The 26,394-nt window shown below is 62.9% G+C and carries 33 protein-coding genes and 1 riboswitch; of the genes, 26 read left to right on the forward strand and 7 right to left on the reverse strand.

What is annotated here, in order from left to right:
- Window positions 1–200: 200 nt before the first annotated feature.
- The 13 genes from CMASS_RS01595 (at window position 201) to CMASS_RS01655 (ending at window position 12,347) form a co-directional block, all read left to right on the forward strand.
- Window positions 201–1,433, forward strand: a complete 1,233-nt coding sequence (locus tag CMASS_RS01595) for an ATP-binding protein (protein ID WP_027018759.1) — start codon at window positions 201–203, stop codon at window positions 1,431–1,433.
- Window positions 1,434–1,444: 11 nt separating this feature from the next.
- Window positions 1,445–1,819, forward strand: coding sequence for a YidH family protein (locus tag CMASS_RS01600; RefSeq protein ID WP_022863437.1), 375 nt, complete (start codon window positions 1,445–1,447; stop codon window positions 1,817–1,819).
- Window positions 1,816–2,187, forward strand: coding sequence for a DUF202 domain-containing protein (locus tag CMASS_RS01605; protein ID WP_022863438.1), 372 nt, complete (start codon window positions 1,816–1,818; stop codon window positions 2,185–2,187). Before CMASS_RS01600 ends, CMASS_RS01605 begins: the two co-directional genes overlap by 4 nt.
- Window positions 2,188–2,216: 29 nt before the next feature.
- Window positions 2,217–2,334: riboswitch (TPP riboswitch) on the forward strand.
- On the forward strand, window positions 2,324–2,914 hold the full coding sequence (locus CMASS_RS01610; protein ID WP_022863439.1) for an ECF transporter S component: 591 nt from the start codon (window positions 2,324–2,326) through the stop codon (window positions 2,912–2,914). It overlaps the preceding riboswitch by 11 nt.
- The gene (locus tag CMASS_RS01615) at window positions 2,914–4,362 is read left to right on the forward strand and encodes an ABC transporter ATP-binding protein (protein ID WP_033399653.1); all 1,449 of its coding nucleotides are present in this window, start codon (window positions 2,914–2,916) and stop codon (window positions 4,360–4,362) included. Before CMASS_RS01610 ends, CMASS_RS01615 begins: the two co-directional genes overlap by 1 nt.
- A complete protein-coding gene (locus tag CMASS_RS01620) occupies window positions 4,359–5,138 on the forward strand; it encodes an energy-coupling factor transporter transmembrane component T family protein (protein WP_022863441.1) in 780 nt (259 codons plus the stop codon). The genes CMASS_RS01615 and CMASS_RS01620 overlap by 4 nt, the downstream gene beginning before the upstream one ends.
- On the forward strand, window positions 5,135–5,665 hold the full coding sequence (locus CMASS_RS01625) for a nucleoside/nucleotide kinase family protein (RefSeq protein WP_022863442.1): 531 nt from the start codon (window positions 5,135–5,137) through the stop codon (window positions 5,663–5,665). The genes CMASS_RS01620 and CMASS_RS01625 overlap by 4 nt, the downstream gene beginning before the upstream one ends.
- Window positions 5,658–6,107 (forward strand): DUF1801 domain-containing protein, encoded by a 450-nt coding sequence (locus tag CMASS_RS01630; protein WP_022863443.1) that lies wholly within the window; start codon window positions 5,658–5,660, stop codon window positions 6,105–6,107. Before CMASS_RS01625 ends, CMASS_RS01630 begins: the two co-directional genes overlap by 8 nt.
- Before the next feature lie 323 nt (window positions 6,108–6,430).
- Window positions 6,431–6,802: a 30S ribosomal protein S12 gene (rpsL, locus tag CMASS_RS01635; RefSeq protein ID WP_022863444.1), complete on the forward strand. Its 372-nt coding sequence runs from the start codon at window positions 6,431–6,433 to the stop codon at window positions 6,800–6,802.
- 3 nt (window positions 6,803–6,805) lie between these two features.
- Entirely contained in the window at window positions 6,806–7,273 is a 468-nt protein-coding gene (rpsG, locus tag CMASS_RS01640; protein ID WP_022863445.1) for a 30S ribosomal protein S7, read from the forward strand.
- A gap of 460 nt (window positions 7,274–7,733) precedes the next feature.
- The gene (gene fusA, locus CMASS_RS01645) at window positions 7,734–9,863 is read left to right on the forward strand and encodes an elongation factor G (protein WP_027018760.1); all 2,130 of its coding nucleotides are present in this window, start codon (window positions 7,734–7,736) and stop codon (window positions 9,861–9,863) included.
- 388 nt (window positions 9,864–10,251) lie between these two features.
- Window positions 10,252–11,442, forward strand: a complete 1,191-nt coding sequence (gene tuf / locus CMASS_RS01650) for an elongation factor Tu (RefSeq protein ID WP_022863448.1) — start codon at window positions 10,252–10,254, stop codon at window positions 11,440–11,442.
- Window positions 11,443–11,597: 155 nt separating this feature from the next.
- Window positions 11,598–12,347 (forward strand): hypothetical protein, encoded by a 750-nt coding sequence (locus tag CMASS_RS01655; RefSeq protein ID WP_022863449.1) that lies wholly within the window; start codon window positions 11,598–11,600, stop codon window positions 12,345–12,347.
- 9 nt (window positions 12,348–12,356) lie between these two features.
- Here CMASS_RS01655 and amaP read toward each other — a convergent pair whose 3' ends face one another.
- The 6 genes from amaP to CMASS_RS01685 form a co-directional block, all read right to left on the reverse strand.
- Entirely contained in the window at window positions 12,357–12,923 is a 567-nt protein-coding gene (gene amaP, locus CMASS_RS01660) for an alkaline shock response membrane anchor protein AmaP (RefSeq protein WP_022863450.1), read from the reverse strand.
- Window positions 12,916–13,476 carry a DUF6286 domain-containing protein gene (locus CMASS_RS01665; protein WP_022863451.1) on the reverse strand — a complete coding sequence of 187 codons (561 nt, stop codon included), beginning with the start codon at window positions 13,474–13,476 and terminating at the stop codon, window positions 12,916–12,918. The genes amaP and CMASS_RS01665 overlap by 8 nt, the downstream gene beginning before the upstream one ends.
- Complete coding sequence (locus CMASS_RS01670) at window positions 13,469–14,788, reverse strand: Asp23/Gls24 family envelope stress response protein (protein WP_022863452.1); 1,320 nt, start codon at window positions 14,786–14,788, stop codon at window positions 13,469–13,471. The genes CMASS_RS01665 and CMASS_RS01670 overlap by 8 nt, the downstream gene beginning before the upstream one ends.
- Window positions 14,788–14,982 (reverse strand): DUF2273 domain-containing protein, encoded by a 195-nt coding sequence (locus tag CMASS_RS01675; protein WP_022863453.1) that lies wholly within the window; start codon window positions 14,980–14,982, stop codon window positions 14,788–14,790. Before CMASS_RS01675 ends, CMASS_RS01670 begins: the two co-directional genes overlap by 1 nt.
- Before the next feature lie 144 nt (window positions 14,983–15,126).
- Entirely contained in the window at window positions 15,127–15,477 is a 351-nt protein-coding gene (locus tag CMASS_RS01680) for a hypothetical protein (RefSeq protein WP_022863454.1), read from the reverse strand.
- 6 nt (window positions 15,478–15,483) lie between these two features.
- Window positions 15,484–16,011, reverse strand: coding sequence for an Asp23/Gls24 family envelope stress response protein (locus tag CMASS_RS01685; RefSeq protein WP_022863455.1), 528 nt, complete (start codon window positions 16,009–16,011; stop codon window positions 15,484–15,486).
- An 800-nt stretch (window positions 16,012–16,811) separates the two neighbouring features.
- Here CMASS_RS01685 and rpsJ point away from each other — a divergent pair.
- From rpsJ to CMASS_RS01750, 13 genes are all read left to right on the forward strand, one after another.
- Entirely contained in the window at window positions 16,812–17,117 is a 306-nt protein-coding gene (rpsJ, locus tag CMASS_RS01690; protein WP_022863456.1) for a 30S ribosomal protein S10, read from the forward strand.
- 32 nt (window positions 17,118–17,149) lie between these two features.
- Window positions 17,150–17,806, forward strand: a complete 657-nt coding sequence (gene rplC / locus CMASS_RS01695; RefSeq protein ID WP_022863457.1) for a 50S ribosomal protein L3 — start codon at window positions 17,150–17,152, stop codon at window positions 17,804–17,806.
- A complete protein-coding gene (rplD, locus tag CMASS_RS01700) occupies window positions 17,803–18,462 on the forward strand; it encodes a 50S ribosomal protein L4 (RefSeq protein WP_022863458.1) in 660 nt (219 codons plus the stop codon). The genes rplC and rplD overlap by 4 nt, the downstream gene beginning before the upstream one ends.
- The gene (gene rplW / locus CMASS_RS01705; RefSeq protein WP_022863459.1) at window positions 18,455–18,757 is read left to right on the forward strand and encodes a 50S ribosomal protein L23; all 303 of its coding nucleotides are present in this window, start codon (window positions 18,455–18,457) and stop codon (window positions 18,755–18,757) included. Before rplD ends, rplW begins: the two co-directional genes overlap by 8 nt.
- Before the next feature lie 29 nt (window positions 18,758–18,786).
- The gene (gene rplB, locus CMASS_RS01710; RefSeq protein WP_022863460.1) at window positions 18,787–19,623 is read left to right on the forward strand and encodes a 50S ribosomal protein L2; all 837 of its coding nucleotides are present in this window, start codon (window positions 18,787–18,789) and stop codon (window positions 19,621–19,623) included.
- Between the two features lie 13 nt (window positions 19,624–19,636).
- On the forward strand, window positions 19,637–19,915 hold the full coding sequence (rpsS, locus tag CMASS_RS01715) for a 30S ribosomal protein S19 (RefSeq protein ID WP_022863461.1): 279 nt from the start codon (window positions 19,637–19,639) through the stop codon (window positions 19,913–19,915).
- A gap of 3 nt (window positions 19,916–19,918) precedes the next feature.
- Window positions 19,919–20,281: a 50S ribosomal protein L22 gene (gene rplV / locus CMASS_RS01720; protein WP_022863462.1), complete on the forward strand. Its 363-nt coding sequence runs from the start codon at window positions 19,919–19,921 to the stop codon at window positions 20,279–20,281.
- The gene (gene rpsC, locus CMASS_RS01725) at window positions 20,281–21,027 is read left to right on the forward strand and encodes a 30S ribosomal protein S3 (RefSeq protein ID WP_022863463.1); all 747 of its coding nucleotides are present in this window, start codon (window positions 20,281–20,283) and stop codon (window positions 21,025–21,027) included. The genes rplV and rpsC overlap by 1 nt, the downstream gene beginning before the upstream one ends.
- Window positions 21,028–21,029: 2 nt before the next feature.
- Window positions 21,030–21,446, forward strand: a complete 417-nt coding sequence (gene rplP, locus CMASS_RS01730; RefSeq protein ID WP_022863464.1) for a 50S ribosomal protein L16 — start codon at window positions 21,030–21,032, stop codon at window positions 21,444–21,446.
- A complete protein-coding gene (rpmC, locus tag CMASS_RS01735; RefSeq protein WP_022863465.1) occupies window positions 21,446–21,676 on the forward strand; it encodes a 50S ribosomal protein L29 in 231 nt (76 codons plus the stop codon). The genes rplP and rpmC overlap by 1 nt, the downstream gene beginning before the upstream one ends.
- A 2-nt stretch (window positions 21,677–21,678) precedes the next feature.
- Window positions 21,679–21,975, forward strand: coding sequence for a 30S ribosomal protein S17 (gene rpsQ / locus CMASS_RS01740; RefSeq protein ID WP_022863466.1), 297 nt, complete (start codon window positions 21,679–21,681; stop codon window positions 21,973–21,975).
- Window positions 21,976–22,146: 171 nt separating this feature from the next.
- Window positions 22,147–22,908 carry a hypothetical protein gene (locus tag CMASS_RS01745; RefSeq protein WP_022863467.1) on the forward strand — a complete coding sequence of 254 codons (762 nt, stop codon included), beginning with the start codon at window positions 22,147–22,149 and terminating at the stop codon, window positions 22,906–22,908.
- A gap of 760 nt (window positions 22,909–23,668) precedes the next feature.
- Window positions 23,669–25,018: an IS256 family transposase gene (locus tag CMASS_RS01750; protein WP_273665896.1), complete on the forward strand. Its 1,350-nt coding sequence runs from the start codon at window positions 23,669–23,671 to the stop codon at window positions 25,016–25,018.
- A 406-nt stretch (window positions 25,019–25,424) separates the two neighbouring features.
- Here the strand turns inward: CMASS_RS01750 and CMASS_RS01755 are convergent, their stop codons facing one another.
- Window positions 25,425–26,090, reverse strand: coding sequence for an ABC transporter ATP-binding protein (locus CMASS_RS01755; RefSeq protein WP_169460799.1), 666 nt, complete (start codon window positions 26,088–26,090; stop codon window positions 25,425–25,427).
- Between the last annotated feature and the right edge of the window lie 304 nt (window positions 26,091–26,394).

Below are 26,394 nucleotides of genomic sequence, written 5' to 3' on the forward strand. Positions count from 1 at the left end.
GTCGGCGGGGCGTTGTCCGTTTTCTCGTGCGGGGAGCGGTTGCTTCACGATGCCGCCGACAAACCGTTCACGAAGCGAGCGCTGATCGTTCAAAACTCGCCCGCAAAACGAACAAAAACAGGCCGCAAAACGAACAAAATCCGACCGCAAAACGAACATTAAAGACAATACCTGTGCAGATGGGTGCTATGGTGGGCGGGGTGGAACGCTACGACCGTTTTGTGAGTTCCTGGGTCCAGGAACTGTTGAGGAACTTCCCCGTCGTCATGATTCAAGGCGCGCGGCAGGTGGGAAAGTCGACGCTCACCCAGATGTTGGATAATCCGGTAGGTACGCAGTTCGTAACCATGGACGACGAATTGGACCGCCACTTCGTCGAGGATGATCCCGCCGCCTTTCTCTCTCAGGACGCGCCGCGTGTGGTGATTGACGAAATCCAACGCGTTCCTGAGCTCATCCTGGCCATCAAACGGCACGTCGATCGGCACGATAGGCCTGGGCAACTCATTCTGACGGGATCCGCGAACCTCCTGCGAATACCGGGAGCGGAAGACTCACTCGCGGGTCGAGCGGTATCAGTCGATCTGGAACCATTGGCGGAAGCAGAAATACAGGGGGCACGGGCCACGTGGGTCGACAGGTTCTTGGCCGGGGATGGGCTAGGTGACGGTGAAACCCTGTCGCGCGGGCAGCTCGCGGAAATGTTGGGGCGGGGAGGCTACCCGCGTCCGTTAAACATGTCGCACCAGGTGCGGGCATCCTGGCTGCGTGACTATGCGCGTCGCCTAGTCGAGCGCGATGCCTTGGATCTCGCGCGCATCGACGTGGCCAATATGTACAAACTCTTGGAATGGGTAGGGGCGACCACCTCGGAGGAGCTCGTAAAAGAGAAGATGGCTGAGACTCTAGGCATATCGCGGCCCACCGTAGCGAGGTACCTAGAGCACTTAAAGACACTCTTTCTCGTCCGAGAAGTCCCCGTGTGGTCGCACAACCAACTCAAACGGGTTGTCTCCCGGCCGAAGATTCTGCTTAACGATACGGGATTAGCCGCGGCGCTGGCGCACGACTCCGTAGACATGTTGGCGGGGCCGCGCGGCGGTGAGCGGCTTGGCTCTCTCCTGGAAACGTTCGTGGTCAACGAACTCATTAAGCAGTCTCACTGGGCCAAAAATGACTATCGCGTGGGCCATTTCCGTAGCCGGGAGGGTTCCGAGGTGGACGCGGTGGTCGAACTGCCGCACGGAATTGTCGCCGTGGAGGTGAAGACGACTTCTGCGCCGAAAACCTCACATTTCCGCCATCTCAAACAGCTGCGTGATTCCCTCGGTGATGAGTTCCTCGGTGGAGTCGTAGTCAACACTGGCCGCGCCGCACAGGCCGGAGACCGGTTGTGGGCTGTGCCCGTGTCAGCCCTTTGGAGCGGGCACTAAGGTGATCCGGTGTGAGCACTGACGACAAACAACGTGGCTGGCTGACCCGAACGCTTCTTCCCGGCGGGGAGGAGCCCGATCCGCGGTTTACTCTGGCGAACGAGCGGACGTTCCTGGCGTGGGTGCGCACCTCGCTTGCGTTGTTGGCCGGCGGGATCACCATCGGTGCGTTCGACTTCGGGAGCTTGAGCCCGACGCTCCAGAAGGCGGGGTCTATCACCGCCTGTGGCGCGGCGAGCCTGGTGGCCATCGTGGCTTTCGCACGGTGGGTGCGCACCGAACGCGCCCTGCGGGACGACCGTCCCCTGAGTGTTCCCATTTTGGCGCTCCCGTTGACCCTGCTCGTCGTCCTGGTGTGCGTGGCCGTCGTGGTGATCTTCGCGTGAGCCGCACCCCGCGCTATTACTACCCGCGCAGGCGTTCCCGCCCGCACGAGCGCCCGCACCACTCCGATCACGGCCTGCAACCTGAACGGACCTCACTGAGCTGGACCCGCACCATCCTGGCGATGGTGGTGTGCTCCCTGGTCATTCTGCGGTGGGCCACGGGCTATCCCGCCGCGGTCTTCGTGGTTCTTGCCGTCGTGTTGGTGCTGGCCGCGTGGTTGTACTTGAGTAACCGCGACCGCTACGAGATGAAAGTACGCGGGATCCGGGACGAACGGGTAGCCCCGGCGACGGCGCAATTCGCGGTCATGGCCGGCATCATTGCTGGTCTGTCGGTGCTGACCGCAGTGTTAGTCGCCCTGGAGTAGGGCTGTAGACTTAGGTCTGTCTAAGTACATCGACAAGCTACGGGTGCTCCGCTGTCAGCGGTGGGGCTGAGATGCCGCCAGCAGGGCGGCGAACCGTTGAACCTGAACCGGATAATGCCGGCGTGAGGGAGGAATAGTGGCTAATACTGCACGGCGCGGCTGGCGCGTCATCGATATCATCGTCGCCTCAATCTTGGCGGTGGCCTGCGGGTTCATTTTCTTAATCTGGAACTTCGTGGGTGGCGCATGGTTCGAAGCCATGGACGCGCTGACCCCGGGGCTCGGTGGCCTGGTCACCGGCGTCTGGCTCATCGGCGGCGTTATCGGCGCGTTGGTCATCCGCAAGCCGGGCGCAGCCCTCTACGTGGAAACCTTGGCGGCCTGCCTGTCCGCGGCGCTGGGCAGCCAGTGGGGGTTTGAGACCATCTACTCCGGCCTCGCGCAGGGGTTGGGCGTAGAAATCATCTTCCTCATCTTCGCTTTCCGGCGCTTCAACCTGCCCACGGCCATCCTCGCCGGCATCGGCTCTGCCCTGGGCGCGTTCATCCTCGAGCTGTTCTTGACCCCGAACCTGAGCAAGAGCCTCGGCTTCAACATCACCTACCTGGTGTGTTTAGTCATCTCCGGCGCAATCCTGGCCGGCGCATTGGGGTATGCCGCCGTGCAGGCGCTGGCCAAGGCCGGGGCTTTGGACCGCTTCGCAGTCGGCCGTGAACTGCGCCGTTAATGGCGGTCGCCGGTAGTAGTGCCGCCGCCGTACCGCACCCGGCACCCGTCGGAGTGACCGCCCGCGGCTTCGGGTGGGCGCATGCCGGGCGGGATGGCTACGCGCTGCGCGGGGTGGACCTCGCCGTCGAACCGGGGGAGCGGGTGCTGCTATGCGGCGACTCCGGTTCCGGCAAGTCGACGCTGCTCGCCGCGCTAGCGGGCGTGCTCGTCGGGGAAGATGAAGGCACCCAAGAAGGCGAGATTCTCTTAAATGACGGGATAAACACGCCCCAGCCACCCGGTCGCGATATCCCGGTGGGGCTGGTGCTGCAAGACCCGGATTCACAGGTCATCTCGTCGCGGGTGGGTGACGACGTAGCGTTCGGCTGCGAGAACTTAGGTATCCCACGCGCAGAGATCTGGCGGCGCGTCGAGCACGCGCTAGATACCGTCGGATTGCACCTCCCGTTGGATCACCCCACGACCCGCCTGTCGGGAGGCCAGAAGCAGCGCTTGGCGCTCGCCGGGGTCTTGGCTATGGGGGCCGGCCTCATTCTGCTCGATGAGCCCACCGCCAACCTGGACCCGGCCGGTGCCCGCGAGGTCATCGCCGCGGTGCGGTCGGTGGTGGAGGAAACCGGCGCGACGCTCATCGTGGTGGAGCACCAGTATTCGCACTGGGAAGAGCTCATTCCGCGGGCGGTGGTCTTAGAGGACGGCGAAGTAGTCGAAGACGCCGACTTCCAGACGGTGACGCAGCGCCGCGCGCTGCGGTCGGAGGACTTGCCCGGCAGGGCCTGTGGGGCATCGGCAAGCCCCGCCCTGTGGGCCTGGGGACTGGTCACCCGTTTCGGCCCGCCGCGGACTCTCGAATTGCCCGAGGGGCGGTGCACGGTGATCACCGGCGCAAACGGGACCGGCAAGACCACGTTGCTGGAGACGCTGGCTGGGCTCTTGCCCGCCCGTGGCGGGGAGATCGGCATGTCCGAAGAGGTGCGCGCCGGCGCGAAGGGCGCGCCGTGGCGGTGGTCCTCGAAGCAGCTCGCGCACCGCATCGGCTACGTCTTCCAGAACCCGGAACACCAATTCGTCGCCCGCAGCGTGGCAGAAGAGCTGCGCGTTGGCCCGAAGGTCATGGGGGAGCCGGTGCCGGAAGAGCGCATCGACGAGCTTCTCGGTCGGCTGCGGCTGCGCGGGTTGGAAAAGGCCAACCCGTTTACCCTGTCGGGCGGGGAAAAGCGCCGCCTGTCCGTGGCCACGGCGCTGGTCACCGCGCCGCAGGTGGTGCTGTTAGACGAGCCGACCTTCGGCCAAGACCCGCAGACCTTCACCGAGCTGGTGTACCTGCTGCGCGAGCTCACCGACGCCGGTGTCACCCTCGCCGCGGTGACCCACGACGACCTGTTCATCCAGGCGCTGGGGGACCACCGAGTGCACCTGGACACCCCGGAGGAGGATGACCGGTGACCGATTCGTTCAACCTCACCGGCCGCCTCAACCCGGTGACCAAGCTGCTGCTCGCCTTCCTTGTGACCACGCCGCTGCTCGCCAGCGTGGACTGGGTCTCCGCGTCGGTCTCGCTGGCCATCACGCTTGCCGCCGCGCCGCTGTGCGGGGTGGGCTGGCTGCGGCTCGTGCGCATCGCCTGGCCGGTGCTGGTCGCCGCGCCCCTGTCCGGCGTGTCGATGTTGCTCTACGGCGCACCTGGCGGGCAGGAGTATTTCTCCTGGGGGCTTGTCACCATCAGTGACAACTCCATCGAGCTGGCCGTGGCCATCATGCTCCGTGTGCTTGCCGTCGCGCTGCCGGTCATTATCCTGGCTCGCGGCATCGACCCGACGGAACTGGGCGACGCGCTCGCGCAGGTGTGGCACCTGCCCGCACGCTTCGTCATCGGCGCGGTGGCCGGGGTGCGCATGGTGAGCCTGTTCAAGGACGACTGGGACGCGATGAACCGCTCGCGCAGGGCCCGGGGGCTTACCGACCGCGGCCGCATCCGCCACTTCATCACCATGGCGTTCGGGCTGCTCGTTTTGGCCCTGCGCCGCGGCGGCAAGCTGGCAACCGCGATGGAGGCGCGCGGGTTCGGGCGCACCCCGCCCGGCGGGCGGGAGCGCACCTGGGCGCGGCCCTCGCGCCTGCACGCGGCGGACTGGTGGGCCATCGCGGTGGGCCTCGTGCTCGGCGCGGTGCCCGTGGTGGTCTCCGCGGCGGTCGGCGCCTGGAGGTTCCTCGGGCTATGACGGGTAGCTTTGCGCCCACCGTGCTTATCGATGGCCCCTCCGGCGCCGGCAAAACCACCGCCGCGGCCGCGCTGGGGCGCCACACCGGGTGGCGGGTGGTGCACCTGGACGACTATTACCCCGGCTGGGACGGGCTTGCTGCCGGATCCCGCATCACCGCCGAGAGCGTGCTGGCGTCCGGGGCAGATATCTCAGCCGCGGGGTACTACCGCTGGAACTGGGAGGAGAACTGCCGCGGCGAATGGGTAGAGGTGGATCCGTACGCGCCGCTCATCGTCGAAGGCGTCGGTGCGCTCACTACCGAGACGCTTCGGGCCGCCCGCCGGCGCGGCGGCGTGGTCAGCTGGGTGCTGGCAGCCCCGCGTCATATCCGCCGCGCCCGCGCCTTGGAACGCGACCCGTACTACGCGCCGTACTGGGAACGTTGGGCGGCTCAGGAGGCCGTGCACTTTGGGCGATGGGTAAAAGAGGGGATAGTGCCCGACTTTGTCACCGACACCGCGCGTAAAATTCGGCACCATGACTGAGAACACAGGTTTCAGTGCCGCCGAGCGCGAGGCGATGAAGCAGCGCGCCGAAGAGCTGCGCCGCGAAAAGGGCGGGAAGAAAAAGGCCCGCAACCTAGAGGCCCTTCAGGAACTCATCCAGAACATGCCGGAGGATGACAAGGCCTTGGCGGCGGAGGTGCACGGCATCGTCACGCAGGAAGCGCCGCACTTGGACGCGCGCACCTGGTACGGCATGCCGGCCTACGAAAGCGACCAAGGCGTGGTTATCTACCTGCAGGTCGCCTCCAAGTTCGGCGTGCGGTACTCCACGCTCGGGTTCAACGATTCCGCCCAGCTGGACGAGGGCACCATGTGGCCCACCGCCTTCGCCATCACCACGCTTGACGATGTCGTCCGTGACCGCATCCACAAGCTGGTGCGGCAGGCGGCGCCAGCGCCGGCGCCGGCGCCGGAGAATTAGCCAGTAGCTCGCGGCCGCAGCCAGGGCCGGCGCTGATTTGCCTTTCTGCGTCCAGCGCGAGTAGTTTTAACTCTCGGTTCGCGTGTATCTTCCGCGCGATCGTCTCTATGCAGGCGATTGGGCTAAGGTGCACCGCGAAAAGCTTTTGAAAGAACTCCGTGCGTGACGCGCTCGTGTGGTTCGACTTGCGGCAGGGCCCCGGGAAAGAGCCCCGATTTTTGCATGTTTGACCACCTTTGAGCACTCCCGCGCGGGGGTAGCTTTCACAGACTTTACTGCACCAACGGGTGCGCGACCCCGTACCCCGAGACAGGAAGAGATATATGCCAACTATTCAGCAGCTGGTCCGCAAGGGCCGCAAATCCAAGACCAAGGAGATCTCGACCGCTGGTCTGAAGGGTTCTCCGCAGCGTCGCGGCGTGTGCACTCGCGTGTACACCACCACGCCGAAGAAGCCGAACTCCGCACTGCGTAAGGTCGCCCGTGTGCGCCTTACCACCGGCATTGAGGTTTCCGCGTACATCCCGGGTGAGGGCCACAACCTCCAGGAGCACTCCATGGTGCTCGTCCGTGGCGGTCGTGTGAAGGACCTCCCGGGTGTTCGTTACAAGATCGTCCGTGGCGCACTGGATACCCAGGGCGTTAAGGACCGCAAGCAGGCACGTTCCCGTTACGGCGCAAAGAAGGGACAGTAAACAATGCGTAAGAATGCTGCTCCGAAGCGTCCAGTAGTCAAGGACCCGGTTTACAACTCCGAGCAGGTCACCCAGCTGGTCAACAAGGTGCTCCAGGACGGTAAGAAGTCCACCGCCGAGCGCATCGTCTACGGCGCCCTCGAGGCGTGCCGTGAGAAGACCGGTACCGATCCGGTGGGCACCCTGGAGAAGGCTCTGGGCAACATCCGTCCGGATCTGGAGGTCCGCTCCCGCCGCGTTGGTGGCGCTACCTACCAGGTCCCGGTCGAGGTTAAGCCGGGCCGTGCAAACACCCTCGCCCTGCGTTGGCTGGTGACCTTCACCCGTCAGCGCCGCGAGAAGAGCATGGTCGAGCGCCTCACCAACGAGATCCTGGACGCCTCCAACGGCCTCGGCGCTTCCGTCAAGCGCCGTGAGGATACCCACAAGATGGCGGAAGCCAACCGCGCTTTCGCTCACTACCGCTGGTAATTACACGCCTCGCTGTCTCGCTACGGCTGGCTCCAGCGCCTTGAGCAATGTGGCCCGCACTCACACTACGGACAACTTCACAGTCGGCATCGAAAAGCGCATAGCTTGCTCCCGCGGCAGTTCCACCCACTCGCCGCGTTCAGCAAGTTCACGCGCTCTGTCGGAGGAGTTTCCGAAAAGTGTGCGTGCGGGCTTTTGCGCTAGGTGGCCCCGCGCGATTTGCGTTAGGGAGTCCCTAGTGACTAGGGGAGCGAAGCAGTAACGTAGCATCTGGAACGTGAAGTGAGCGGCAGAGCTCGCCATGTGCCTGTCGTCTTCACGCTGCCAGCGCGGCCAATCAGTGGCACACTAATCCGAGTACTATCCATGACGGCGTACGGCTGGGGCAATTGCGGAGGGTTTACTCCGCACGGAGCTCCCTCGCCCATGCGCCACCGATCAACGAGTTGGGGTTAATACTGTGGCACAAGAAGTGCTTAAGGATCTGAAGAAGGTCCGCAACATCGGCATCATGGCCCACATCGATGCCGGTAAGACCACCACGACCGAGCGCATCCTCTACTACACCGGTATCAACCGCAAGGTGGGCGAGACCCACGACGGCGGTTCGACCACCGACTGGATGGACCAGGAGAAGGAGCGCGGCATCACCATTACCTCCGCCGCGGTCACCTGCTTCTGGGAGGGCCACCAGATCAACATCATCGACACCCCGGGCCACGTCGACTTCACCGTTGAGGTCGAGCGTTCCCTCCGCGTGCTCGATGGTGCGGTTGCGGTCTTCGACGGCAAGGAAGGCGTGGAGCCGCAGTCCGAGCAGGTCTGGCGCCAGGCCGCCAAGTACGACGTCCCGCGCATCTGCTTCGTCAACAAGATGGACAAGCTGGGCGCTGACTTCTACTACACCGTCCAGACCATCGTTGACCGCCTCGGCGCGAAGCCGCTGGTTATGCAGCTGCCGATCGGCGCTGAGGATGACTTCGACGGCGTTGTCGACCTCATCAACATGGAGGCCATCACCTGGCGCGGCAAGGTTGAGGTCGGTGCTGAGCCGACCATCGAGGAGATCCCGGCTGACCTCAAGGACAAGGCCGACGAGTACCACGAGAAGCTGCTCGAGGCCGTCGCTGAGTCCGACGAGGAGCTCATGGAGAAGTACTTCGGTGGCGAAGAGCTCACCATCGACGAGATCAAGGCGGCCATCCGCAAGATGACCGTGAACTCGGAGATCTACCCGGTGTACTGCGGTACCGCCTACCGCAACAAGGGTGTGCAGCCGCTTCTCGATGCCGTCATCGACTACCTCCCGAACCCGCTCGACGTGGGCGAGGTCCACGGCCACGCCGTGGGCAACGAGGAAGAGGAGATGACTCGTAAGCCGTCCACCGAGTCGCCGTTCTCCGGCCTGGCGTTCAAGATCGCCGCGCACCCGTTCTTCGGTCAGCTGACCTTCGTCCGCGTCTACTCCGGCCGCGTTGAGCCGGGCGACGAGGTCATGAACTCGACCAAGGGTAAGAAGGAGCGCATCGGCAAGATCTTCCAGATGCACGCCAACAAGGAGAACCCGGTCGATTACGCCGCTGCGGGCAACATCTACGCCATCATCGGCCTGAAGGACATCACCACCGGCGATACCCTCTGCGACAAGAACGAGCAGATCATCCTGGAGTCCATGGACTTCCCGGACCCGGTCATCAAGGTCTCCATCGAGCCGAAGACCAAGGCCGACCAGGAGAAGCTCGGTACCGCTATTCAGAAGCTTGCCGATGAGGACCCGACCTTCACCGTCGAGCTCGACGAGGAGACCGGCCAGACCGTTATCGGCGGCATGGGCGAGCTCCACCTCGACGTGCTGGTTGACCGCATGAAGCGCGAATTCAAGGTCGAGGCGAACATCGGTAACCCGCAGGTTGCCTACCGCGAGACCATCAAGAAGCCGGTGAAGTCCCTCGACTACACCCACAAGAAGCAGACTGGTGGTTCCGGCCAGTTCGCGAAGGTCATCGTCTCCATCGAGCCGTACAACCCGTCCGAGGACGAGCTGGAAGAGGGCGACAACCCGCAGTACGCCTTCGTCAACGAGGTCACCGGTGGCCGCGTTCCGAAGGAATACATCCCGTCCGTCGACGCCGGTATCCAGGACGCCATGCAGTACGGCTACCTGGCAGGCTTCCCGCTGGTCAACATCAAGGCCACCCTGGAAGACGGTCAGTACCACGACGTCGACTCCTCCGAGATGGCCTTCAAGATCGCTGGCTCCCAGGTCCTCAAGGAGGCCGTGGCCAAGGCTAAGCCGGTTCTGCTTGAGCCGCTCATGGCCGTCGAGATCATCACCCCGGAAGAGTTCATGGGCGACGTCATCGGCGACGTCAACGCTCGCCGTGGCCAGGTCAACTCCATGGACGATCGCGCGGGCGCCAAGGTCGTCAAGGCCGTCGTCCCGCTGTCCGAGATGTTCGGCTACGTCGGCGACCTGCGTTCCAAGACGCAGGGCCGTGCTAACTACTCGATGGTCTTCGACTCCTACGGCGAGGTTCCGCAGAACGTCGCTCAGGAGATCATCGAAGAGCGCACCGGCGGCTCCAACTAAGAGCTACGGTTCGCATCACCTCCTAGCCCGACAGCTTTAGGCACGCGCCCCGCCCACCCCGCCAGTGGCGGGCGGAGCGCCGTCGGGCGAGGTCGGTGGGGTAGCGGTCGCGCTAAGGCGATCGGAGTCATCCGGGTCGTCTTTGCCGGCCGTTACCCTTCCGGGATCCTCAGGGATTCACGTTAGTGGGGCAGCGACCGCACTAAAATCCGCGGCTCACCTCCGTAAATGGCGGTTTGAAAAATCCGCGGCGCAACTCTAGGATCGTGTAACTGGCACGTAAAGGAAGCGTCGTAGGCGCTTTTGGTCTATCCGAAGTGCCTATGACAACTGTCAACCCACGTGGCTGCGAAGGTCGTAGCCACCATATAGTCCAGGAGGACATACAGTGGCAAAGGAGAAGTTCGAGCGTACAAAGCCGCATTTGAATATCGGCACCATCGGACACGTCGACCACGGCAAGACCACCACCACCGCAGCGATCACCAAGGTTCTCGCAGACGCGTACCCGGAGGAGAACACCGCGTTCGCCTTCGACACGATCGATAAGGCTCCTGAGGAGAAGGAGCGCGGTATTACGATCAACATCTCCCACGTGGAGTACTCCACCCCGAAGCGTCACTACGCTCACGTTGACGCCCCGGGCCACGCCGACTACATCAAGAACATGATCACCGGTGCGGCTCAGATGGACGGCGCCATCCTCGTCGTCGCCGCTACCGACGGCCCGATGCCGCAGACCCGTGAGCACGTGCTGCTGGCTCGCCAGGTTGGCGTTCCGTACATCCTCGTCGCTCTGAACAAGTGCGACATGGTCGATGACGAAGAGATCATCGAGCTCGTCGAGATGGAGATCCGCGAGCTGCTGGGCGAGCAGGACTACGACGAAGAGGCTCCGATCGTCCACATCTCCGCTCTGAAGGCTCTTGAGGGCGACGAGAAGTGGGGCAAGTCCATCGTCGAGCTCATGGACGCTTGCGATGAGTCCATCCCGGATCCGGAGCGCGCTCTGGACCAGCCGTTCCTGATGCCGATCGAGGACATTTTCACCATTACCGGCCGTGGCACCGTCGTTACCGGCCGTGTCGAGCGTGGCCGTCTGGAGCTCAACGAGGACGTCGAGATCATCGGCATCCAGGAGAAGTCCCAGAACACCACCGTCACCGGTATCGAGATGTTCCGCAAGATGATGGACTACACCGAGGCTGGCGACAACTGTGGCCTGCTTCTGCGTGGTACCAAGCGTGAGGACGTCGAGCGTGGCCAGGTTGTTATCAAGCCGGGCGCTTACACCCCGCACACCAAGTTCGAGGGTTCCGTCTACGTCCTGAAGAAGGAAGAGGGCGGCCGCCACACCCCGTTCATGGACAACTACCGTCCGCAGTTCTACTTCCGCACCACCGACGTCACCGGCGTCATCAAGCTGCCGGAGGGCACCGAGATGGTTATGCCGGGCGACAACGTCGACATGACCGTCGAGCTCATCCAGCCGGTCGCTATGGACGAGGGCCTGCGCTTCGCTATCCGCGAGGGCTCCCGCACCGTCGGCGCTGGCCGCGTCACCAAGGTCATCGAGTAATTCACTCATTGACCGGAAGTTAAGCCCTCTTCGAAGGGCATAAACTTCCTTGGCGCTTGAGGCCGTCTTCCCCGCGCCACCCACTTTTCGTGAGGTGGCTGGGGAGGGCGGCCTTTTCGCATGTCTTGGGCAGACGGCCACTACAGTTGGTGGGCATGCAGGATCCCACGCGCATCGACACGACCCTGGATGCCTTGCGCGCCGCCTGGGAGGGTCAGCCCGAACTTTCCCTTTCGACCCTGTTCGGCATCGCCCAAAATCGCGGTGCCGGGTGGAACGTGGACGATGCCACGCTGGTGGAGATTCTGCGTGACATTGCGACGGAACACCCGCGCCAGCTGACGCTTGACGATGTCCGCCGCGTCCCCGCCGGCCAGCGCTGGCTCATCGTCACGGAGGAACCGACCCACCGCGTGACAGTGGACTGTTCCGTTGCCGTGGTGCGATCCCGGCACGCGGACGGCTCACTGCGCCATGCGATGGCGTGGGAGTACGCAGCCCTGCGCCCCGTTCGGCCGGGTGGCCCTCTCGTCATCGGGGACGCGGCCGGCAACGAGCACCGCCTTGGCGTGGTTCGTTACCTCACCCGGCTCCCTAGCACTGGCGTGCCGTTGGAGGATCTCGCCGGCCTGGAGCGCCGCACGCTGGGGGAGAGGGTGTACTTCCTGCGCGGCGCGAACGCCGACGGCAACGTGGTGACGGTACTTCTTGACCACGGGATGCACGTCACCACGCGCTTCAACCGCGACGTGAGCCAGGTGGATTACTCCTGGGAGAAGATACACAAATGCCGCCGGGGCACGGAACTAGTCGTTCAGTTGCCCGGCGGCAGGAGCACCACCGTGTGCACGGTGGGCGAGATCTACCTCGCGGAGGCAGAACCGTTGAGCGCTGGCGGCGCGTGAGGCGCGCTGCTACTGTTCGACAGCCTGCAGGCGCTCGAAGTGGAGGCGGTAGACGGTGTCGATGTCGAGGTTCTCGAATGCGTCGCGGAAATCTGCCTCTGCACGGTCGATGTGCTCGCGCAGGCTGTCCACGTTGGTCTCCGGGCTCGCGGTGACCGTGAACTCCGCGGTCGGGCGAGCGCGGTCGTAAGAGACTTTCTTGTCCACCGAGAGGACACCGGGGATCTCCTCCATGGAGGAGGCGATGCCGCCGGAGAGGTTCGACATCTGCATGCGGATGTCACCGTCCTCGTTCGATGCCGGCGAGTCCACGCGGTTGAAGTGCCGTGGCCGCGAGTTGGCGATGATGAACCACAGGCCCAGCAGAGCCGAGATGATGGTCAACGCGATAAGCAGCGAGAAGAACCACGGCTGCTGCGCCAGGTTACCCCACGTGTCGTGGTCTACCCAGCGTGCCGCCTCGTTGGCGAAGTCGACATCGAAATGCATGAGTATCGGCAGCAGGCCCGAGGCCAACAAAATCAGGCCGAGCAGGAACAGGATGATGCGGTCGAATGCCGCGAGACCTTTAGACATTGCTTCCCACCTCCGCGGACTTGTGCACGTTGACGTTTACTTCCGGCTTCTCGCGCAGCGCCACGAGGGCGCGGGAGACCGCCTGCTCGACGTTCTGCGTGAGTGCCGCGCTGTCGCCGTTCGACGCCACGTTGACGTTGACGCGACGGCCCGTCGCCTTCGTCTGAGCGCCGTCCACGCCGGGGACGCGGCGGGCGGCGGCGCTGGCTACGCGCGCGATGTCCACCGGGCGCATCCACACCGACGCGTGGTCGGAGGCCACCTGGCGGTGGGTGCTGCGCCGCGGCTTCAGCGCGACGATGAGCAGGATGATGCCGAGGATGGAGGCGGCTACGCCGGCCCAGACCATCCAGTCCTCCAACTGCGGGGTGGCGAAGATGTCGAGGACCGGCTGGACCCACGACTGCTCCTTGGCACCGGAGCTCATCAGCCACGCCTCGCGGCCGGTCACGACCGCAAGGGCAAGCAGAAGGAGTCCGAGGAGGATTGACCAGCCGCGAGCGGCCGGCGATCCCTTCGGCTCCTGGCCGAAACCGGGAAATGGATTAGCCACGGCGGTCTCCTTCCGTCTTCAGGTGAATCTTGTGCTTGTGCGACCGGGCGGGGCGCAGCGTCGGGTGCCAGACGTCGACCTCGCGTACCTCAACCTCGCGCAGCATGGCCGGTTTCGGCGCCTCCACGTGGAGCGGGTGTGCCTTCACCGGGTCCACAGAGATGTGGCGCAACGGCTGCGGGGTGGGCAGCGAGACCGGCTTCTTGCGGAACTTCGGCGTCGTGCTGATCTTCTTCAAGCGCTTCGCCGGGGCCGCCTTCGGGGTCTTGAGGCGCTGCGGCTGCGGCACCCGGACCTTGGTGATCCGGTTGAGCGGCTGGACCTCGATGGGGCGCAGCTTCGCCGGGCGCGGCGCCTCGACACGGCGCAGGCGGTGATCTTCCGGCGCCGTCACGCGGCGCGGCGTGTGATCCTCCGGCGCCGAGATGCGACGCAGCGGGCGCTCTTCGGGAGTGGAGACGACGCGCGCCTCATGCTCCTGCGGCTCGCCCACCGCGCGCAGCGGACGCTGCTCGGGCGCGGAGACGGAACGGGCCTCGTGCTCGCGGGCACTGCCGATAGCACGCAGCTCCTTCGGCTCCGGGGCCTCGACCGAGCGGACCTCCGGCTCCTCGCCGCGGGAGATCCCGCGCAGTTCCTTGATGGAGGTGACCTCGATCGGGGTCAGTTCCTTAAGGCCGACCGACGTGACCGGGGAGGTGACGTCAGTGTGGTGGGAGTGCGGAACGATGGCCTCGATGAGCGGTCGGTGGGCAATATCCTGGCGCGTTACGCGCTCACCGGGCACCGACTCGCCGACGGTGACATTGACGCGGCTGACGGTGTAGCCGGTGTAGACGCGAATGGCCTCCGCGATGACGTAACGGGTTTCCTCCGCCACGGCGGTGACCGGGGACGGCCACGTCACGGCGATGTCGGCCGTAGCGGCGGCAAGCTGCCGCTCGCCGTCCAGCTGGACGTTGATGCGCGGGTACCCGCGCCCGCCGAGGCCGGCCAGGCGGGCATCGAGATCCGCGATGCCCGGGATCTGGCGCACGGCTTTTTCCACGACGCGCTCGACGCCGCGCGGGGCAATGTCCGTGTGGCCGCGGTGGGTTCCCGGCTGATCGGACTGGTAACCGGAGTCGCGCATCTCCGCGATGTCGCGGGCATCCGGGTCGAAGGCGGCGGCGCGGTCATCGGCCGACTGCGCAAACGCAGCCCGCTGATCCACGGCGGCCCGCTCGTCCCCTTGGGCGTGGGACGGCTGCTGCGGGGCCGCTGGATAAGCGCCCGCGCCGGACGCCGGTGATTGAGCGTTCGGGTTGGTCATTAACCCCGACCCTTGTCGCTACCGACGATGCTGCCCCAGATTGCGCCCAAGTCAATCCGGCCGTCGTAGTGAGCGCCCACGACGCCGCCGACAGCAGCCAGGAGAATCGCCAACAGTGCCCACCACAATCCGTAGGTGAGGAAGAAGGCGAGAACCAAGCCGAAGATGATGCCTAAAGTGGTGTAATTCTTCATAAGAGCTTCCTTGATCTGACGCCGCGTTGCCGGCTCAGCGGCAACGGGAAAGCGTCGGGCAAAGGTGGATATAGAATAAAGGCCACTAGCAGGGCGCTAGTGGCGAGCTCGGGCTATGTAAACCAGGTCTGGCGGGCTCGGCGTCTAGCGGGCAAATCCGTTTCCGTCGCGGAAGCTGCCGGTAACGTCGGCGATTTCAACATCGACGCGGGACAGTTCGGGGCACGCCCGTTCTGCAGCGTCACGCACGGCGTCACCCAAGTCGGCGAGCGGTACGCCCGCTCCGACGTTGGCAACAACGTGGATTTCGATGTGGGAATCATCCCGCGGCGACGGGCGGCGGATCCCCTCGATGCGCTTCTTAGGGAAGAACAACGAGACGTCGCCGAACTGACCGCCGGCCAGGGAGTCGACACCGCGGACAGCCGCCACGGCATCGACAATGGCTTGCGCCTGATCGACCCCGAGCTCGAAGTGTGCTCGTGGTTCGGTCATAGCGTCTTAGCGGCCCTGGTTCTGGGAGATAGCCTGCTGCTCGTCCTGGTCGTCGTCATCCTCGCCCGGGAGCTTGACGTCGTGGACGGTGACGTCGACGGCCTCAACGTTCAGGCCGGTCATGCGCTCAACGGCGTTGATGATGTTGCGACGGATTGCCTCCGCCAGCTCGTGGATGGCGACACCGTACTCAGCGTTGATAGCAACGTCGATGTTGGCGGAGCCCTCATCAACGTCAACGTTCACGCCCTGGCGGACGTCCTCGGAGCCGCCGAAGGACTCGCGGATGGAACCCAGCATGCGGGCGCCGCCACCACCGAGGCTGTCCACACCGGAGACCTCGCGGGCAGCGATACCAGCGATCTTGGCCACGACGGTGTCGTCGATGGTGGTGGTGCCGTGATCGGTGCTCAGGTTCTCGTTGCGCTGCTCCTGAACAGCGACATCGTTGCTGACCGGGGTGGCCTCGGTCTTGTTGCCGGACTTGGCCGGAGCGTTCTTGACGTCGTTGTTCTTGATGTTGTTGTCGGCCATTAAGGACCACTCCTTCACAAAGTTGCGTGTCGAAATCGAACCCAAGGCAGGCCGCTAGCCGCTGGAAGAAGCGACTGTGTGCCTGTGGCCAAGACAATGCCTGTGGCCAACCGGGGCTGACACCACGACGCTACCGGCGTTCGGCGAAACGTGGCGGGCTGGAAGGGGTTTGATACCAAACCTTTACATTTCGAAACGCCCCGGGCCTGCGACACCGTGGGCGACGAGTGCGCGCGACGGGTAGTGGGTGATGTTGCCCACGATCATCGGCAAGCACCTGCGGGATGATTTGGATCATCTCCGCGGCGATGCTTTAATGCAATGGTTGCTTTAACACAGCGACCTGTCGTGCCCTCTGGTAGGGCGGGTCGTTGCTGGTGAAGCGAACATGACGCCTTCGGGTCCGCCAGTGTGCGGAGGGAGGGTCAGCTGATCGGGCTAGGTCCGCCATGGAGCGAAGACATCCCGAGATGTATGACCCGAGAAGGGGCATGGCAAATAAACAGCGGCAGTAGACGAAGATTTCGGTTCGACTACGTGTAATGCGTGAAAACCGTCCTCTTCGTCTGGCACATGACGAAGCAGCTTCCGTACTGGAAGGTGCGGACTTGAGCACTGCGTTCGGCGTTTGTTTGCCAATGCACCTCGAGGAGGCGTCATGAAAGTCCAGACAACTGGCGTTGTGCCGTTGCCTTCCACGAAGGCGGACAACGTTATAGAGAACGACAAGCAAGACCCACCGCTGCACGCCCCGGATACGCCGGGAATGTGAACGTGGGGAAGCGAGGAAGAGGATAAGCGTGGCCGGACAGAAAATCCGCATTCGGCTGAAGGCCTACGACCACGAGGCGATCGACGCTTCTGCAAAGAAGATCGTCGAGACTGTCACCCGCACGGGTGTCCGCGTCGTTGGTCCGGTGCCGCTGCCGACTGAAAAGAACGTGTACGCCGTTATTCGTTCTCCACACAAGTACAAGGACTCGCGCGAGCACTTCGAGATGCGCACTCACAAGCGCCTGATCGACATCCTCGACCCGACCCCGAAGACCGTGGACGCTCTCATGCGTATCGATCTTCCGGCGAGTGTCGATGTGAACATCCAGTGATCGACGACTAAATCTTTGGTGGAGAAATACTAATGAGTGAAAACGAGATCAAGGGCATTCTGGGCAAAAAGCTCGGCATGACCCAGGTCTTCGACGACGAGAACCGCGTTGTGCCGGTCACCGTCGTGGAGGCTGGGCCGTGCGTGGTTACCCAGATTCGCACCGCAGAAACCGATGGCTACAACGCCATCCAGATCGCATTTGGCGACATCGACCCGCGCAAGACCAAGAAGCCGCAGGCTGGTCACTTCAAGAAGGCCGGCGTGACCCCGCGCCGCCACGTCGCGGAGATCCGCATGGACGACGTCTCCGGCTACGAGGTTGGCCAGGACGTCACCGTCGACATCTTCGACGGCGTTGACTTCGTCGACGTCACCGGCACCTCCAAGGGCCACGGCTACGCCGGCGCTATGAAGCGCCACGGCTTCGCCGGCCAGGGCGCTGCCCACGGTAACCAGGCCGCTCACCGCCGCGTCGGTGGCATCGGTGGCGCTGCTACCCCGGGCCGCGTCTTCAAGGGCAAGCGCATGGCAGGTCGCATGGGCAATGACCGCGTGACCACCCAGAACCTGAAGCTTCAGAAGATCGATGCCGAGTCCAACCTGCTGCTCATCAAGGGTGCTATCCCGGGTGTGCGCGGCGGACTCGTCACCGTTAAGACCGCAGTGAAGGGCGGTGCACACGCATGAGCAACCTCCAGCTAGACGTCCACACCGCTGACGGCAGCACCAACGGCCAGGTCGAACTCCCGGCAGCCATCTTCGACACCGAGGTGTCGATCCCGCTGCTGCACCAGGTCGTGACCGCGCAGCTCGCCGCTGCCCGCCAGGGCACCCACGCCACCAAGACCCGTGGCATGGTGTCCGGCGGTGGCCGCAAGCCCTTCCGTCAGAAGGGCACCGGCCGTGCCCGTCAGGGTTCCATCCGCGCTCCGCACTACGTGGGCGGCGGCACCGTGCACGGTCCGCAGCCGCGTAACTACGCGCAGCGCACCCCGAAGAAGATGATCAAGGCTGCTCTCCACGGCGCACTGTCTGACCGTGCCCGCAACGAGCGCATCCACGTCATCGAGGAGCTCGTCCCGGGCCAGCAGCCGTCCACCAAGGCGGCCAAGGCCTTCCTCGAGCGCCTCACCGAGCGCAAGAACATCCTGCTGGTCATCGGCCGCGAGGACCTCAACGCTCGTCGCAGCGCGAACAACCTGCCGAACGTCCGCATCCTCGACGCCGGCCAGCTGAACGCCTACGACGTTCTTGACTCGGATGACGTTGTGTTCTCCGTGGAGGCCCTGCACACCTTCGTCAACCGCGTCACCGGCGCGGATAAGGAGGCCAACAATGGCTAAGATTGCCAACCCGCGGGACATCATCCTTGCCCCGGTTGTGTCCGAGAAGTCCTACGGCCTCATGGAGCAGAACACCTACACGTTCTACGTGGCCACGGACTCCAACAAGACTCAGATCAAGAATGCCGTGGAGCAGATCTTCGGCGTGAAGGTCGACTCCGTGAACACCGTCAACCGCGAGGGTAAGCGCAAGCGCACCCGTACCGGCTGGGGTCGTCGCAAGTCCACCAAGCGCGCCTACGTGACGCTCCGTGAGGGCAGCGACTCCATCGACATCTTTGGCGCTGGCGCCTAAGACGAGACGTCGAGAAGTAAGGAAGAATTATGGCTATTCGTAAATACAAGCCGACAACTCCGGGTCGCCGCGCATCCTCCGTCTCCAAGTTCGAGGAAATCACTCGTTCCAAGCCGGAGAAGTCCCTGCTGCGTCCCCTGAGCAAGACCGGTGGTCGTAACAACTACGGCCGCATCACCACCCGCCACATCGGCGGTGGCCACAAGCGCCGCTACCGTCTCATCGACTTCCGCCGCAACGACAAGGACGGCATCCCGGCAAAGGTCGCTCACATCGAGTACGACCCGAACCGCACCGCCAACATCGCTCTGCTGCACTACGCGGACGGTGAGAAGCGCTACATCATCGCCCCGAAGGGCCTGAAGCAGCACGCGACGGTTGAGTCCGGTCGAGGTGCTGACATCAAGGTGGGTAACAACCTGCCGCTGCGCAACATCCCAACCGGTACCACCATCCACGCTGTTGAGCTCAAGCCGGGCGCTGGTGCCAAGCTGGCTCGTTCCGCCGGTGCGTCCATCCAGCTGCTCGGTAAGGAAGGTAAGTACGCAGTGCTGCGTATGCCGTCTTCCGAGATCCGCCGCGTGGACATCCGCTGCCGCGCCACCGTGGGTGAGGTCGGCAACGCTGACCAGATGAACATCCGCTGGGGCAAGGCCGGCCGTATGCGTTGGAAGGGCGTTCGCCCGACCGTCCGTGGTGTTGTTATGAACCCGGTCGACCACCCGCACGGTGGTGGTGAGGGTCGTACCTCCGGTGGCCGCCACCCTGTGTCCCCGTGGGGCCAGAAGGAAGGCCGTACCCGGAACCCGAACCGGTACTCCAACAACATGATCGTCCGCCGTCGTCGCCCGAACAAGAAGCGCTAAGAGGAGGTAACCAATGCCACGCAGCCTAAAGAAGGGCCCGTTCGTCGATGAGCACCTCCTCAACAAGGTGGATGCTCAAAACGACGCTGGCACCAAGAAGGTCATCAAGACCTGGTCTCGCCGTTCCACCATTCTCCCCGACTTCATCGGTCACACCTTCGCCGTCCACGACGGCCGCAAGCATGTGCCGGTGTTCATCGAGGACTCCATGGTTGGTCACAAGCTCGGCGAGTTCGTACCGACCAAGACCTTTAAGGGTCACGTTAAGGATGACAAGAAGGGACGTCGATAAGCGATGAGTGACACCATCACTAGCGCATCCGCCACGGCCCGTTACGTCCGCGTCACCCCGATGAAGGCACGCCGCGTCATCGATCTGGTTCGCGGCAAGACCGTGTCCGAGGCTCTGGCCATTCTGAAGTACGCGCCGCAGGCCGCTTCCAAGCCGGTTGCGAAGGTCATCGCCTCCGCAGCCGCCAACGCCGAGAACAACTTCGGCCTGGACCCGCGCACGCTCTTCGTGTCTGAGATTTACGCGAACGAGGGACCGACCATGCGTCGCTTCCAGCCGCGTGCTCAGGGCCGTGCATTCATGATCCGTAAGCGCACCAGCCACATCACCGTGGTGGTCGAGAGCCAGAAGGAAGGGGCCAAGTAATGGGCCAGAAAATCCATCCTCACGGCCTACGTTTGGGTATCACTTCCAACTGGAAGACCCACTGGTACGCCGACAAGGACTACGCCAGCTACGTAGCCGAGGACATCAAGATCCGCGAGTACCTGTCCAAGGGTCTCGAGCGCGCCGGCATCGCCGACGTCGTCATCGAGCGCACCCGTGACCGGGTCCGCGTGGACATCCACACCGCACGCCCGGGCATCGTCATCGGCCGTCGCGGCGCAGAGGCAGACCGCATCCGTCGCGGCCTGGAGAAGCTGACCGGCAAGATGGTCGCGCTCAACATTCTCGAGGTCAAGCAGATCGATGCCAACGCCACCCTCGTTGCTCAGTCCATCGCTGAGCAGCTGGTCAACCGCGTTGCTTTCCGCCGCGCGATGCGCCGCGCCATCCAGGGCGCGATGCGTCAGCCGCAGGTCAAGGGCATCAAGATTGTCTGCTCCGGCCGTCTGGGCGGCTCCGAGATGGGTCGTGTCGAGCGCTACCACGAGGGTCGCGTTCCGCTGCACACCCTGCGTGCGGAGATCGACTACGGCACCGCTGAGGCGCACACGACCTTCGGTCGCATCGGCGTCAAGGTGTGGATCTACAAGGGCGACGTCGTCGGCGGCGTCCGCGAGTCCGAACTGAACGCACCGGCAGCCGGCCGCGGTGGCCGCGACCGCAAGGGTGGTCGCCGCCGCGGTGGTCAGCGCCGGCAGCGCGCACAGCAGAAGCAGGAGGGCTAATCATGCTAGTTCCCAAGCGCGTGAAGTGGCGCCGCCAGCACCGCCCGGGTCGCAGTGGCGTCTCCAAGGGTGGCACCAAAATCAACTTCGGCGACTACGCCATCCAGGCCCTCGAGCCGGCGTACGTCACCAACCGTCAGATTGAGGCTGCCCGTATTGCCATCAACCGCCACGTCAAGCGTGGCGGCAAGGTCTGGATCACCATCTTCCCGGACCGCCCGCTGACCCAGAAGCCGCTCGGTGTCCGTCAGGGTTCCGGTAAGGGCAACGTGGAAAAGTGGGTGGCTAACGTTAAGCCGGGTCGCATTCTCTTCGAGATGAGCTACCCGAACGACGAAGTTGCCATCGAGGCTCTTCGCCGCGCCGGCCAGAAGCTGCCGTGCAAGTTCCGCATCATCAAGAAGGAGGACCAGTACTAATGGCTACCGGTACCCCCGCCCACGAGTTCCGCGAACTGGACAACGCCGATCTGGAGAAGCGCCTGGCCGATGCGAAGGAAGAGCTGTTCAACCTTCGTTTCCAGAAGGCGACTGGCCAGCTGACCAACAACCGCCGAGTCAGCACGGTCAAGCGCGACATCGCTCGCATCTACACCGTGCTGCGCGAGCGTGAGCTTGGTCTGTCCACCGTCCCGGGAGCTGAGGGCTAACCATGAGTGAGGCAAACGTGACTGAAACCAATCAGGCTCAGAAGAAGGAAAAGGGCGCTCGCAAGGTTCGCACCGGCTACGTCGTCTCCGACAAGATGACGAAGACCATCGTCGTCGAGCTGGAGGAGCGCAAGCAGCACGCCCTTTACGGCAAGATCCAGCGCTTTAGCAAGAAGGTTAAGGCGCACGACGAGGAAGAGATTGCAGGGATCGGCGACCGCGTTCGCATCGCCGAGACCCGCCCGCTGTCCAAGGACAAGCACTTCCGCCTCGTCGAGATCGTCGAGAAGGCTAAGTAAGCTCTAGCCCTCGACGTCACAGACGCGAAACCCCCGCACCCAGTGTGTGGGGGTTTCGCCGTTTTCCGGTAGGTGCCCCGCAGCCTGCCGTGCTTGGCGATGCGCCACCCGGACCACCCTGTTAGCGTGAGGGGGTCTCTAACTTTTGCCACGGAAAGGACACCGCTTCCCATGACCTCGCGCATCTTCCGTTTCGCCGCCGGCACCGTCTGCGCGGCGGGTGTTTTGGCGGTGTCCGGTTGCAGTGGAATGAACCTCCCCGGCCAGGGCGGTGGCAGCGAGTCGGATGCTGCCGCGGAGTCTGGCCCGCGCACGACCACGGTGGTTGTGACCCCGAGTGAGGAGGGCGAAGAGTCCGGCAAGGCGGCGTCCGCCCATGAATCCGAATCCGGGCCGGAGCCCGACAAGGACGCCGCGGGCGTTACGACCGGCGCGGGAAACAGGGGAGGAAAGTCCCACGGATCGGTGAAGGACGCGTACCAACGCGTACTCGCTAACCCAGGATCAGTGCCGGTAAACTACGACAACTACACGCCGGGCGCTTTCGAGTACGCTCTCGCCGACGTCAATGGTGATGGGACACCAGAAATGCTCCTGCGGGCTGGCGACGGCGACATCAAGCCGGTGGTGGTTGTCGCGGCGGAGGGCACATCAGGTGAGGTAATTAGCACGGACGATGTGCTTCTCGATGGTGCCGCGACTGCCGGTGGGGCGCGGCGCGCAGTGGCCGCGGACCCGGATGGCAACGGTATCTATCAGTACGAAGGTATGAGCACGAGCCCAGAGCAGACCATCACCAAATACACTCTTAGCGGCTCGCGCCTTTCCGAGGTAGGCAGCAACGTGATCGAGCACGATGATCCAGTGCCTGGCACTCGTCTCGAATGGAGTGACGTATCAGATATGTCACTACTTGATGGGGTAGTGAACTAAACACGAAGCAGCCTGCAGTCGCCTACCCACGTGGCTCCTGTGAGGAGAAAAATAGCGACGCTTACCCTAATGAACGCTGGGGATAGTCCTTCTCCCACCGATGTTCCCAAAAATGTGTTCTCGCCTACGAAAAGCGGGAAGAATGACGCGAAAATTGCGAGCGGCAACGTTAAAGCCCCAGTAGTACGGGACGTTAAACTGATGTTACTAAGGAGCATCGTTACTGCTGTAGTGCACAAGCAAAGGCCGATTACGAGTTCAGCGTGTATACCAACAACGCCGATCCAAAGCCCGAATAATAATATGGATCCCCAAGCAGTGAGAAGTGCTCCAAGGAGGGCGAGTCGCTCGACATGCACGTGGCGCGCACGTACGGCGATTTCAAAGCGCTGATCCCACTTCCCAGTGATAAGGCTCAAGGTAGACAAGAGCAGGAGAATGGGCATCAAGTTATACAAAAAGACGGGCCGGTGGAGAGGTGGTCCGAATAGCTGAGGAACGGAAAGTTGTCCATGAATTGCATGCCAATGCCGAGCAGCACGGTGATAAGGAACTCAGGCCAACGCCGTAAGCGAAGATAAGGGTTCAGCATGATTATTTCGATGAGGGGGGATCGGAGGTCTATCGCTCGCAGCTTTTTAAGGTTTCCACATAGGGGCGTATGGCCTCGGCTTGTTCCTCAGCGGGACGCCCGGCTAGATGATGAGGGTGTCAGGAAGTTTGTGTGTGAGGCTCTGATCTAGAAGGAGTTTCACCGATAATGACTACGGTGTCACCGAAGAAAAACCATGACCCGGCAAAGGTCAATGAGATCAGCGAGAAGCTGATGGAAAATCCTGAGCTCGCCAGCTTGATCAGCGAGCTGTCGGCTTCCGCTGATGATGCAAGCGAGCTGGTCAAAGGCCTGCTACAGGCATCAATCAACGCTGGTCTGCAGGCGGAGATGGATGCGCATTTGGGCTATAGCCATTCTGACCGCAAGACCAAAGCCCAAGTCGAATCCGCACAGGGCAACAATCACCGCAATGGGTCGTACACCAAGACCGTCAATTCTGGCTACGGCGCGGTGGAAGTGACCGTGCCCAGGGACCGTGCCGGCACCTTTACTCCCCGGATGGTGCCCAAGGGCGCACGCCGACTCACAGAACTCGACGACATGATCGTCTCGCTATACGCCGGCGGGATGACAGTGCGCGATATCCAGCATCACCTCGCGACCACGCTCGGGGTGGATATGAGCCCGGATACGATCAGCACCATTACCGATGCGGTGTTAGACGAGGTCATGATCTGGCAAAACCGCCAGCTCGACGAGTTCTACCCGGTGATCTTCCTCGACGCGCTACGCGTGAAAATCCGTGACGGCCACCGCGTGGTCAACAAGTCCTGCTATATGGCGGTTGGCGTCGACATGGACGGCATCAAGCACATCCTGGGATTGTGGATCGCTGAAAATGAAGGTGCCGCATTCTGGGCATCGGTCTGCGCGGATCTGGCCAACCGCGGTGTCCAGGACGTGTTCATTGTCTGCTGCGACGGGCTCAAAGGCCTGCCGGAAGCCGTGGAAGCCACCTGGCCGAATTCCATGGTGCAGACCTGTATCGTGCACCTGATTCGGGCTGCGAACCGGTGGGTGTCCTACCAAGACCGCAAAGGGGTCTCCCGGGCGCTGCGTGAGGTCTACACGGCCGCAAACGAGGACACCGCCCGTGCCGCCTTGGATGCGTTCGAAGCCAGTGAACTGGGCCGGAAATACCCGCAATCGGTCAAAGTCTGGCGCGACGCTTGGGAGCGGTTCGTGCCGTTTCTACAGTTCCCGCCGGCGGCACGCCGGGTGCTCTACACCACCAATTCGATCGAGTCGCTGAATGCTGAACTGCGTAAAGCTACCCGTAACCGCGGCCAGTTCCCGAACGATACCGCGGCGTTGAAAACGCTGTGGCTGATGATCTGCAACATCGAAGACAAGCGCGCCGCCCAGCGAGCCAAGAAAGCGAAGCGCGATATCGAATGCAACGGCTATATTGAAGGAGCGAAAGCCACCGGGTGGAAACAAGCCATCAACCAACTAGCCGTGGCTTACCCCGACCGATTCGCGGACTACTTGTAAACCAAACCCCCGCACACAAAGAATCGGACACTCTCGATTATCCAGGCCGTATCCACTGCAAATACGGAAAACCAAGGTGCGCCACCGGGGGCCGGATGAGACGCAACTGTGTAGACCGCAATTGAGATACTGCTAGCGGTGAACGAGAGAAGGCCCCAGAAAATCGGTACGCCCGCGTAGATCACAGCTGGGTTCCATAAGCCAGTAGAGGATGAGCGTAGGAAAGCTAGATCTTGGCGTGCAGCGTGCCACGCGCTGAGCGGGCTCAGGGCTATGCCAGTGCACATCCCTAAAGCTGAAAATATTTCGGTAGCCAATGGCCATGATCCGGAGACGTCGGTACCGCGGGCCGAGGCAACCGCCAAGCACACGGTAGCGACCAACAAGGGGGCAAATCGTCTAGCTCTCACGCAGGCGACTCCTTAGAGGTAAAGCGCCGGAAAGCGTCGTCTATTGAATGGTGCTGACTTAGTAAGGCAGAAACAGTGTGATCGGCGGCGATATGTCCCCCATCGAGGAAAAGGGCTCTGTCGGCTTCTTCCACGTCTGCAGCGATATGCGTAGTCATCAAGACCGTCGTTCCCGTTACCGCCAGCTCTTTGAGTTGCTGGACGATAGAGCTGCGGTGATTCGGATCCAAACCGGCGGTAGGCTCATCAAGGAGTAAAACCTTCGGCTGACGGACGATACCTGCCGCTATCATCATGCGCTTGTGCATACCGCCAGATAAGGTCCGAACGCGTTGGTTGGATACTTCGGAGAGCCCAACAGTTTCGATCGCTTGTCGTGCGGCGAAGGTGGCTTCAGACCGATTCAATCCGCGGAGCCACGCTACGTCGCGGACGAATGAGCTAGTCCGCTGACCTGGATCCGCAGTTGCACGTTGAGGGACCCAGCCGGTGAATTCTTTCCAACGGTCCGTGGTTGCGACATCATCGCCCAGGATCGAAACCGAATGCGGCGACGGCTTTCTCTCACCAGCGATAAGGCTCATCAAGGTGCTTTTTCCGGCACCGTTAGAACCGAGGATGACATTGAAGCCCGCCGCTAGGTTGAACGTAACACTCTTCAAGACAGGAGGTTTCGCACCGTGCCTGTAATGAAGATCGCTAACCGAAATAGTCGGGTTGGTTAGTGGATGGATGCAGCGCCGCCTTCCGCGTGATCCCAGAAAGTCATGTTTTCTTTTCTATGGAATGGACCAAACCTTGGTTACCCTTACATAAACTCCGGCTGGAGGCAAGGCGCAAAATTTTAATGGGGTTCTCCAGACGATTAAGGCCTGCCCACAGGGGGCAAGCACTGGCTCCAGCGACAATTTGAGTTGGCTGCAGCTCGCGTGGTTGAATATTGAGGTTGCAGAAGCCGGTCGCCGT

Source organism: Corynebacterium massiliense DSM 45435 (genome assembly GCF_028609805.1).
GTDB lineage: Bacteria > Actinomycetota > Actinomycetes > Mycobacteriales > Mycobacteriaceae > Corynebacterium > Corynebacterium massiliense.

Excerpts from the sequence above, each read along its gene's own strand:
- rpsC (WP_022863463.1), top strand. The coding sequence starts at position 20,281 with ATGGGCCAGAAAATCCATCCTCACGGCCTACGTTTGGGTATCACTTCC.
- amaP (WP_022863450.1), bottom strand. The coding sequence starts at position 12,923 with ATGTCTAAAGGTCTCGCGGCATTCGACCGCATCATCCTGTTCCTGCTC.
- rplP (WP_022863464.1), top strand. The coding sequence starts at position 21,030 with ATGCTAGTTCCCAAGCGCGTGAAGTGGCGCCGCCAGCACCGCCCGGGT.
- rpsL (WP_022863444.1), top strand. The coding sequence starts at position 6,431 with ATGCCAACTATTCAGCAGCTGGTCCGCAAGGGCCGCAAATCCAAGACC.
- CMASS_RS01630 (WP_022863443.1), top strand. The coding sequence starts at position 5,658 with ATGACTGAGAACACAGGTTTCAGTGCCGCCGAGCGCGAGGCGATGAAG.
- CMASS_RS01655 (WP_022863449.1), top strand. The coding sequence starts at position 11,598 with ATGCAGGATCCCACGCGCATCGACACGACCCTGGATGCCTTGCGCGCC.
- CMASS_RS01750 (WP_273665896.1), top strand. The coding sequence starts at position 23,669 with ATGACTACGGTGTCACCGAAGAAAAACCATGACCCGGCAAAGGTCAAT.
- rplV (WP_022863462.1), top strand. The coding sequence starts at position 19,919 with ATGAGTGACACCATCACTAGCGCATCCGCCACGGCCCGTTACGTCCGC.
- rplW (WP_022863459.1), top strand. The coding sequence starts at position 18,455 with ATGGCTAAGATTGCCAACCCGCGGGACATCATCCTTGCCCCGGTTGTG.
- rplB (WP_022863460.1), top strand. The coding sequence starts at position 18,787 with ATGGCTATTCGTAAATACAAGCCGACAACTCCGGGTCGCCGCGCATCC.
- rpsG (WP_022863445.1), top strand. The coding sequence starts at position 6,806 with ATGCGTAAGAATGCTGCTCCGAAGCGTCCAGTAGTCAAGGACCCGGTT.
- CMASS_RS01745 (WP_022863467.1), top strand. The coding sequence starts at position 22,147 with ATGACCTCGCGCATCTTCCGTTTCGCCGCCGGCACCGTCTGCGCGGCG.
- CMASS_RS01615 (WP_033399653.1), top strand. The coding sequence starts at position 2,914 with ATGGCGGTCGCCGGTAGTAGTGCCGCCGCCGTACCGCACCCGGCACCC.
- rpsS (WP_022863461.1), top strand. The coding sequence starts at position 19,637 with ATGCCACGCAGCCTAAAGAAGGGCCCGTTCGTCGATGAGCACCTCCTC.
- rplD (WP_022863458.1), top strand. The coding sequence starts at position 17,803 with ATGAGCAACCTCCAGCTAGACGTCCACACCGCTGACGGCAGCACCAAC.
- CMASS_RS01625 (WP_022863442.1), top strand. The coding sequence starts at position 5,135 with ATGACGGGTAGCTTTGCGCCCACCGTGCTTATCGATGGCCCCTCCGGC.
- CMASS_RS01685 (WP_022863455.1), bottom strand. The coding sequence starts at position 16,011 with ATGGCCGACAACAACATCAAGAACAACGACGTCAAGAACGCTCCGGCC.
- rpmC (WP_022863465.1), top strand. The coding sequence starts at position 21,446 with ATGGCTACCGGTACCCCCGCCCACGAGTTCCGCGAACTGGACAACGCC.
- rplC (WP_022863457.1), top strand. The coding sequence starts at position 17,150 with ATGAGTGAAAACGAGATCAAGGGCATTCTGGGCAAAAAGCTCGGCATG.
- CMASS_RS01675 (WP_022863453.1), bottom strand. The coding sequence starts at position 14,982 with ATGAAGAATTACACCACTTTAGGCATCATCTTCGGCTTGGTTCTCGCC.
- rpsQ (WP_022863466.1), top strand. The coding sequence starts at position 21,679 with ATGAGTGAGGCAAACGTGACTGAAACCAATCAGGCTCAGAAGAAGGAA.
- CMASS_RS01680 (WP_022863454.1), bottom strand. The coding sequence starts at position 15,477 with ATGACCGAACCACGAGCACACTTCGAGCTCGGGGTCGATCAGGCGCAA.
- CMASS_RS01670 (WP_022863452.1), bottom strand. The coding sequence starts at position 14,788 with ATGACCAACCCGAACGCTCAATCACCGGCGTCCGGCGCGGGCGCTTAT.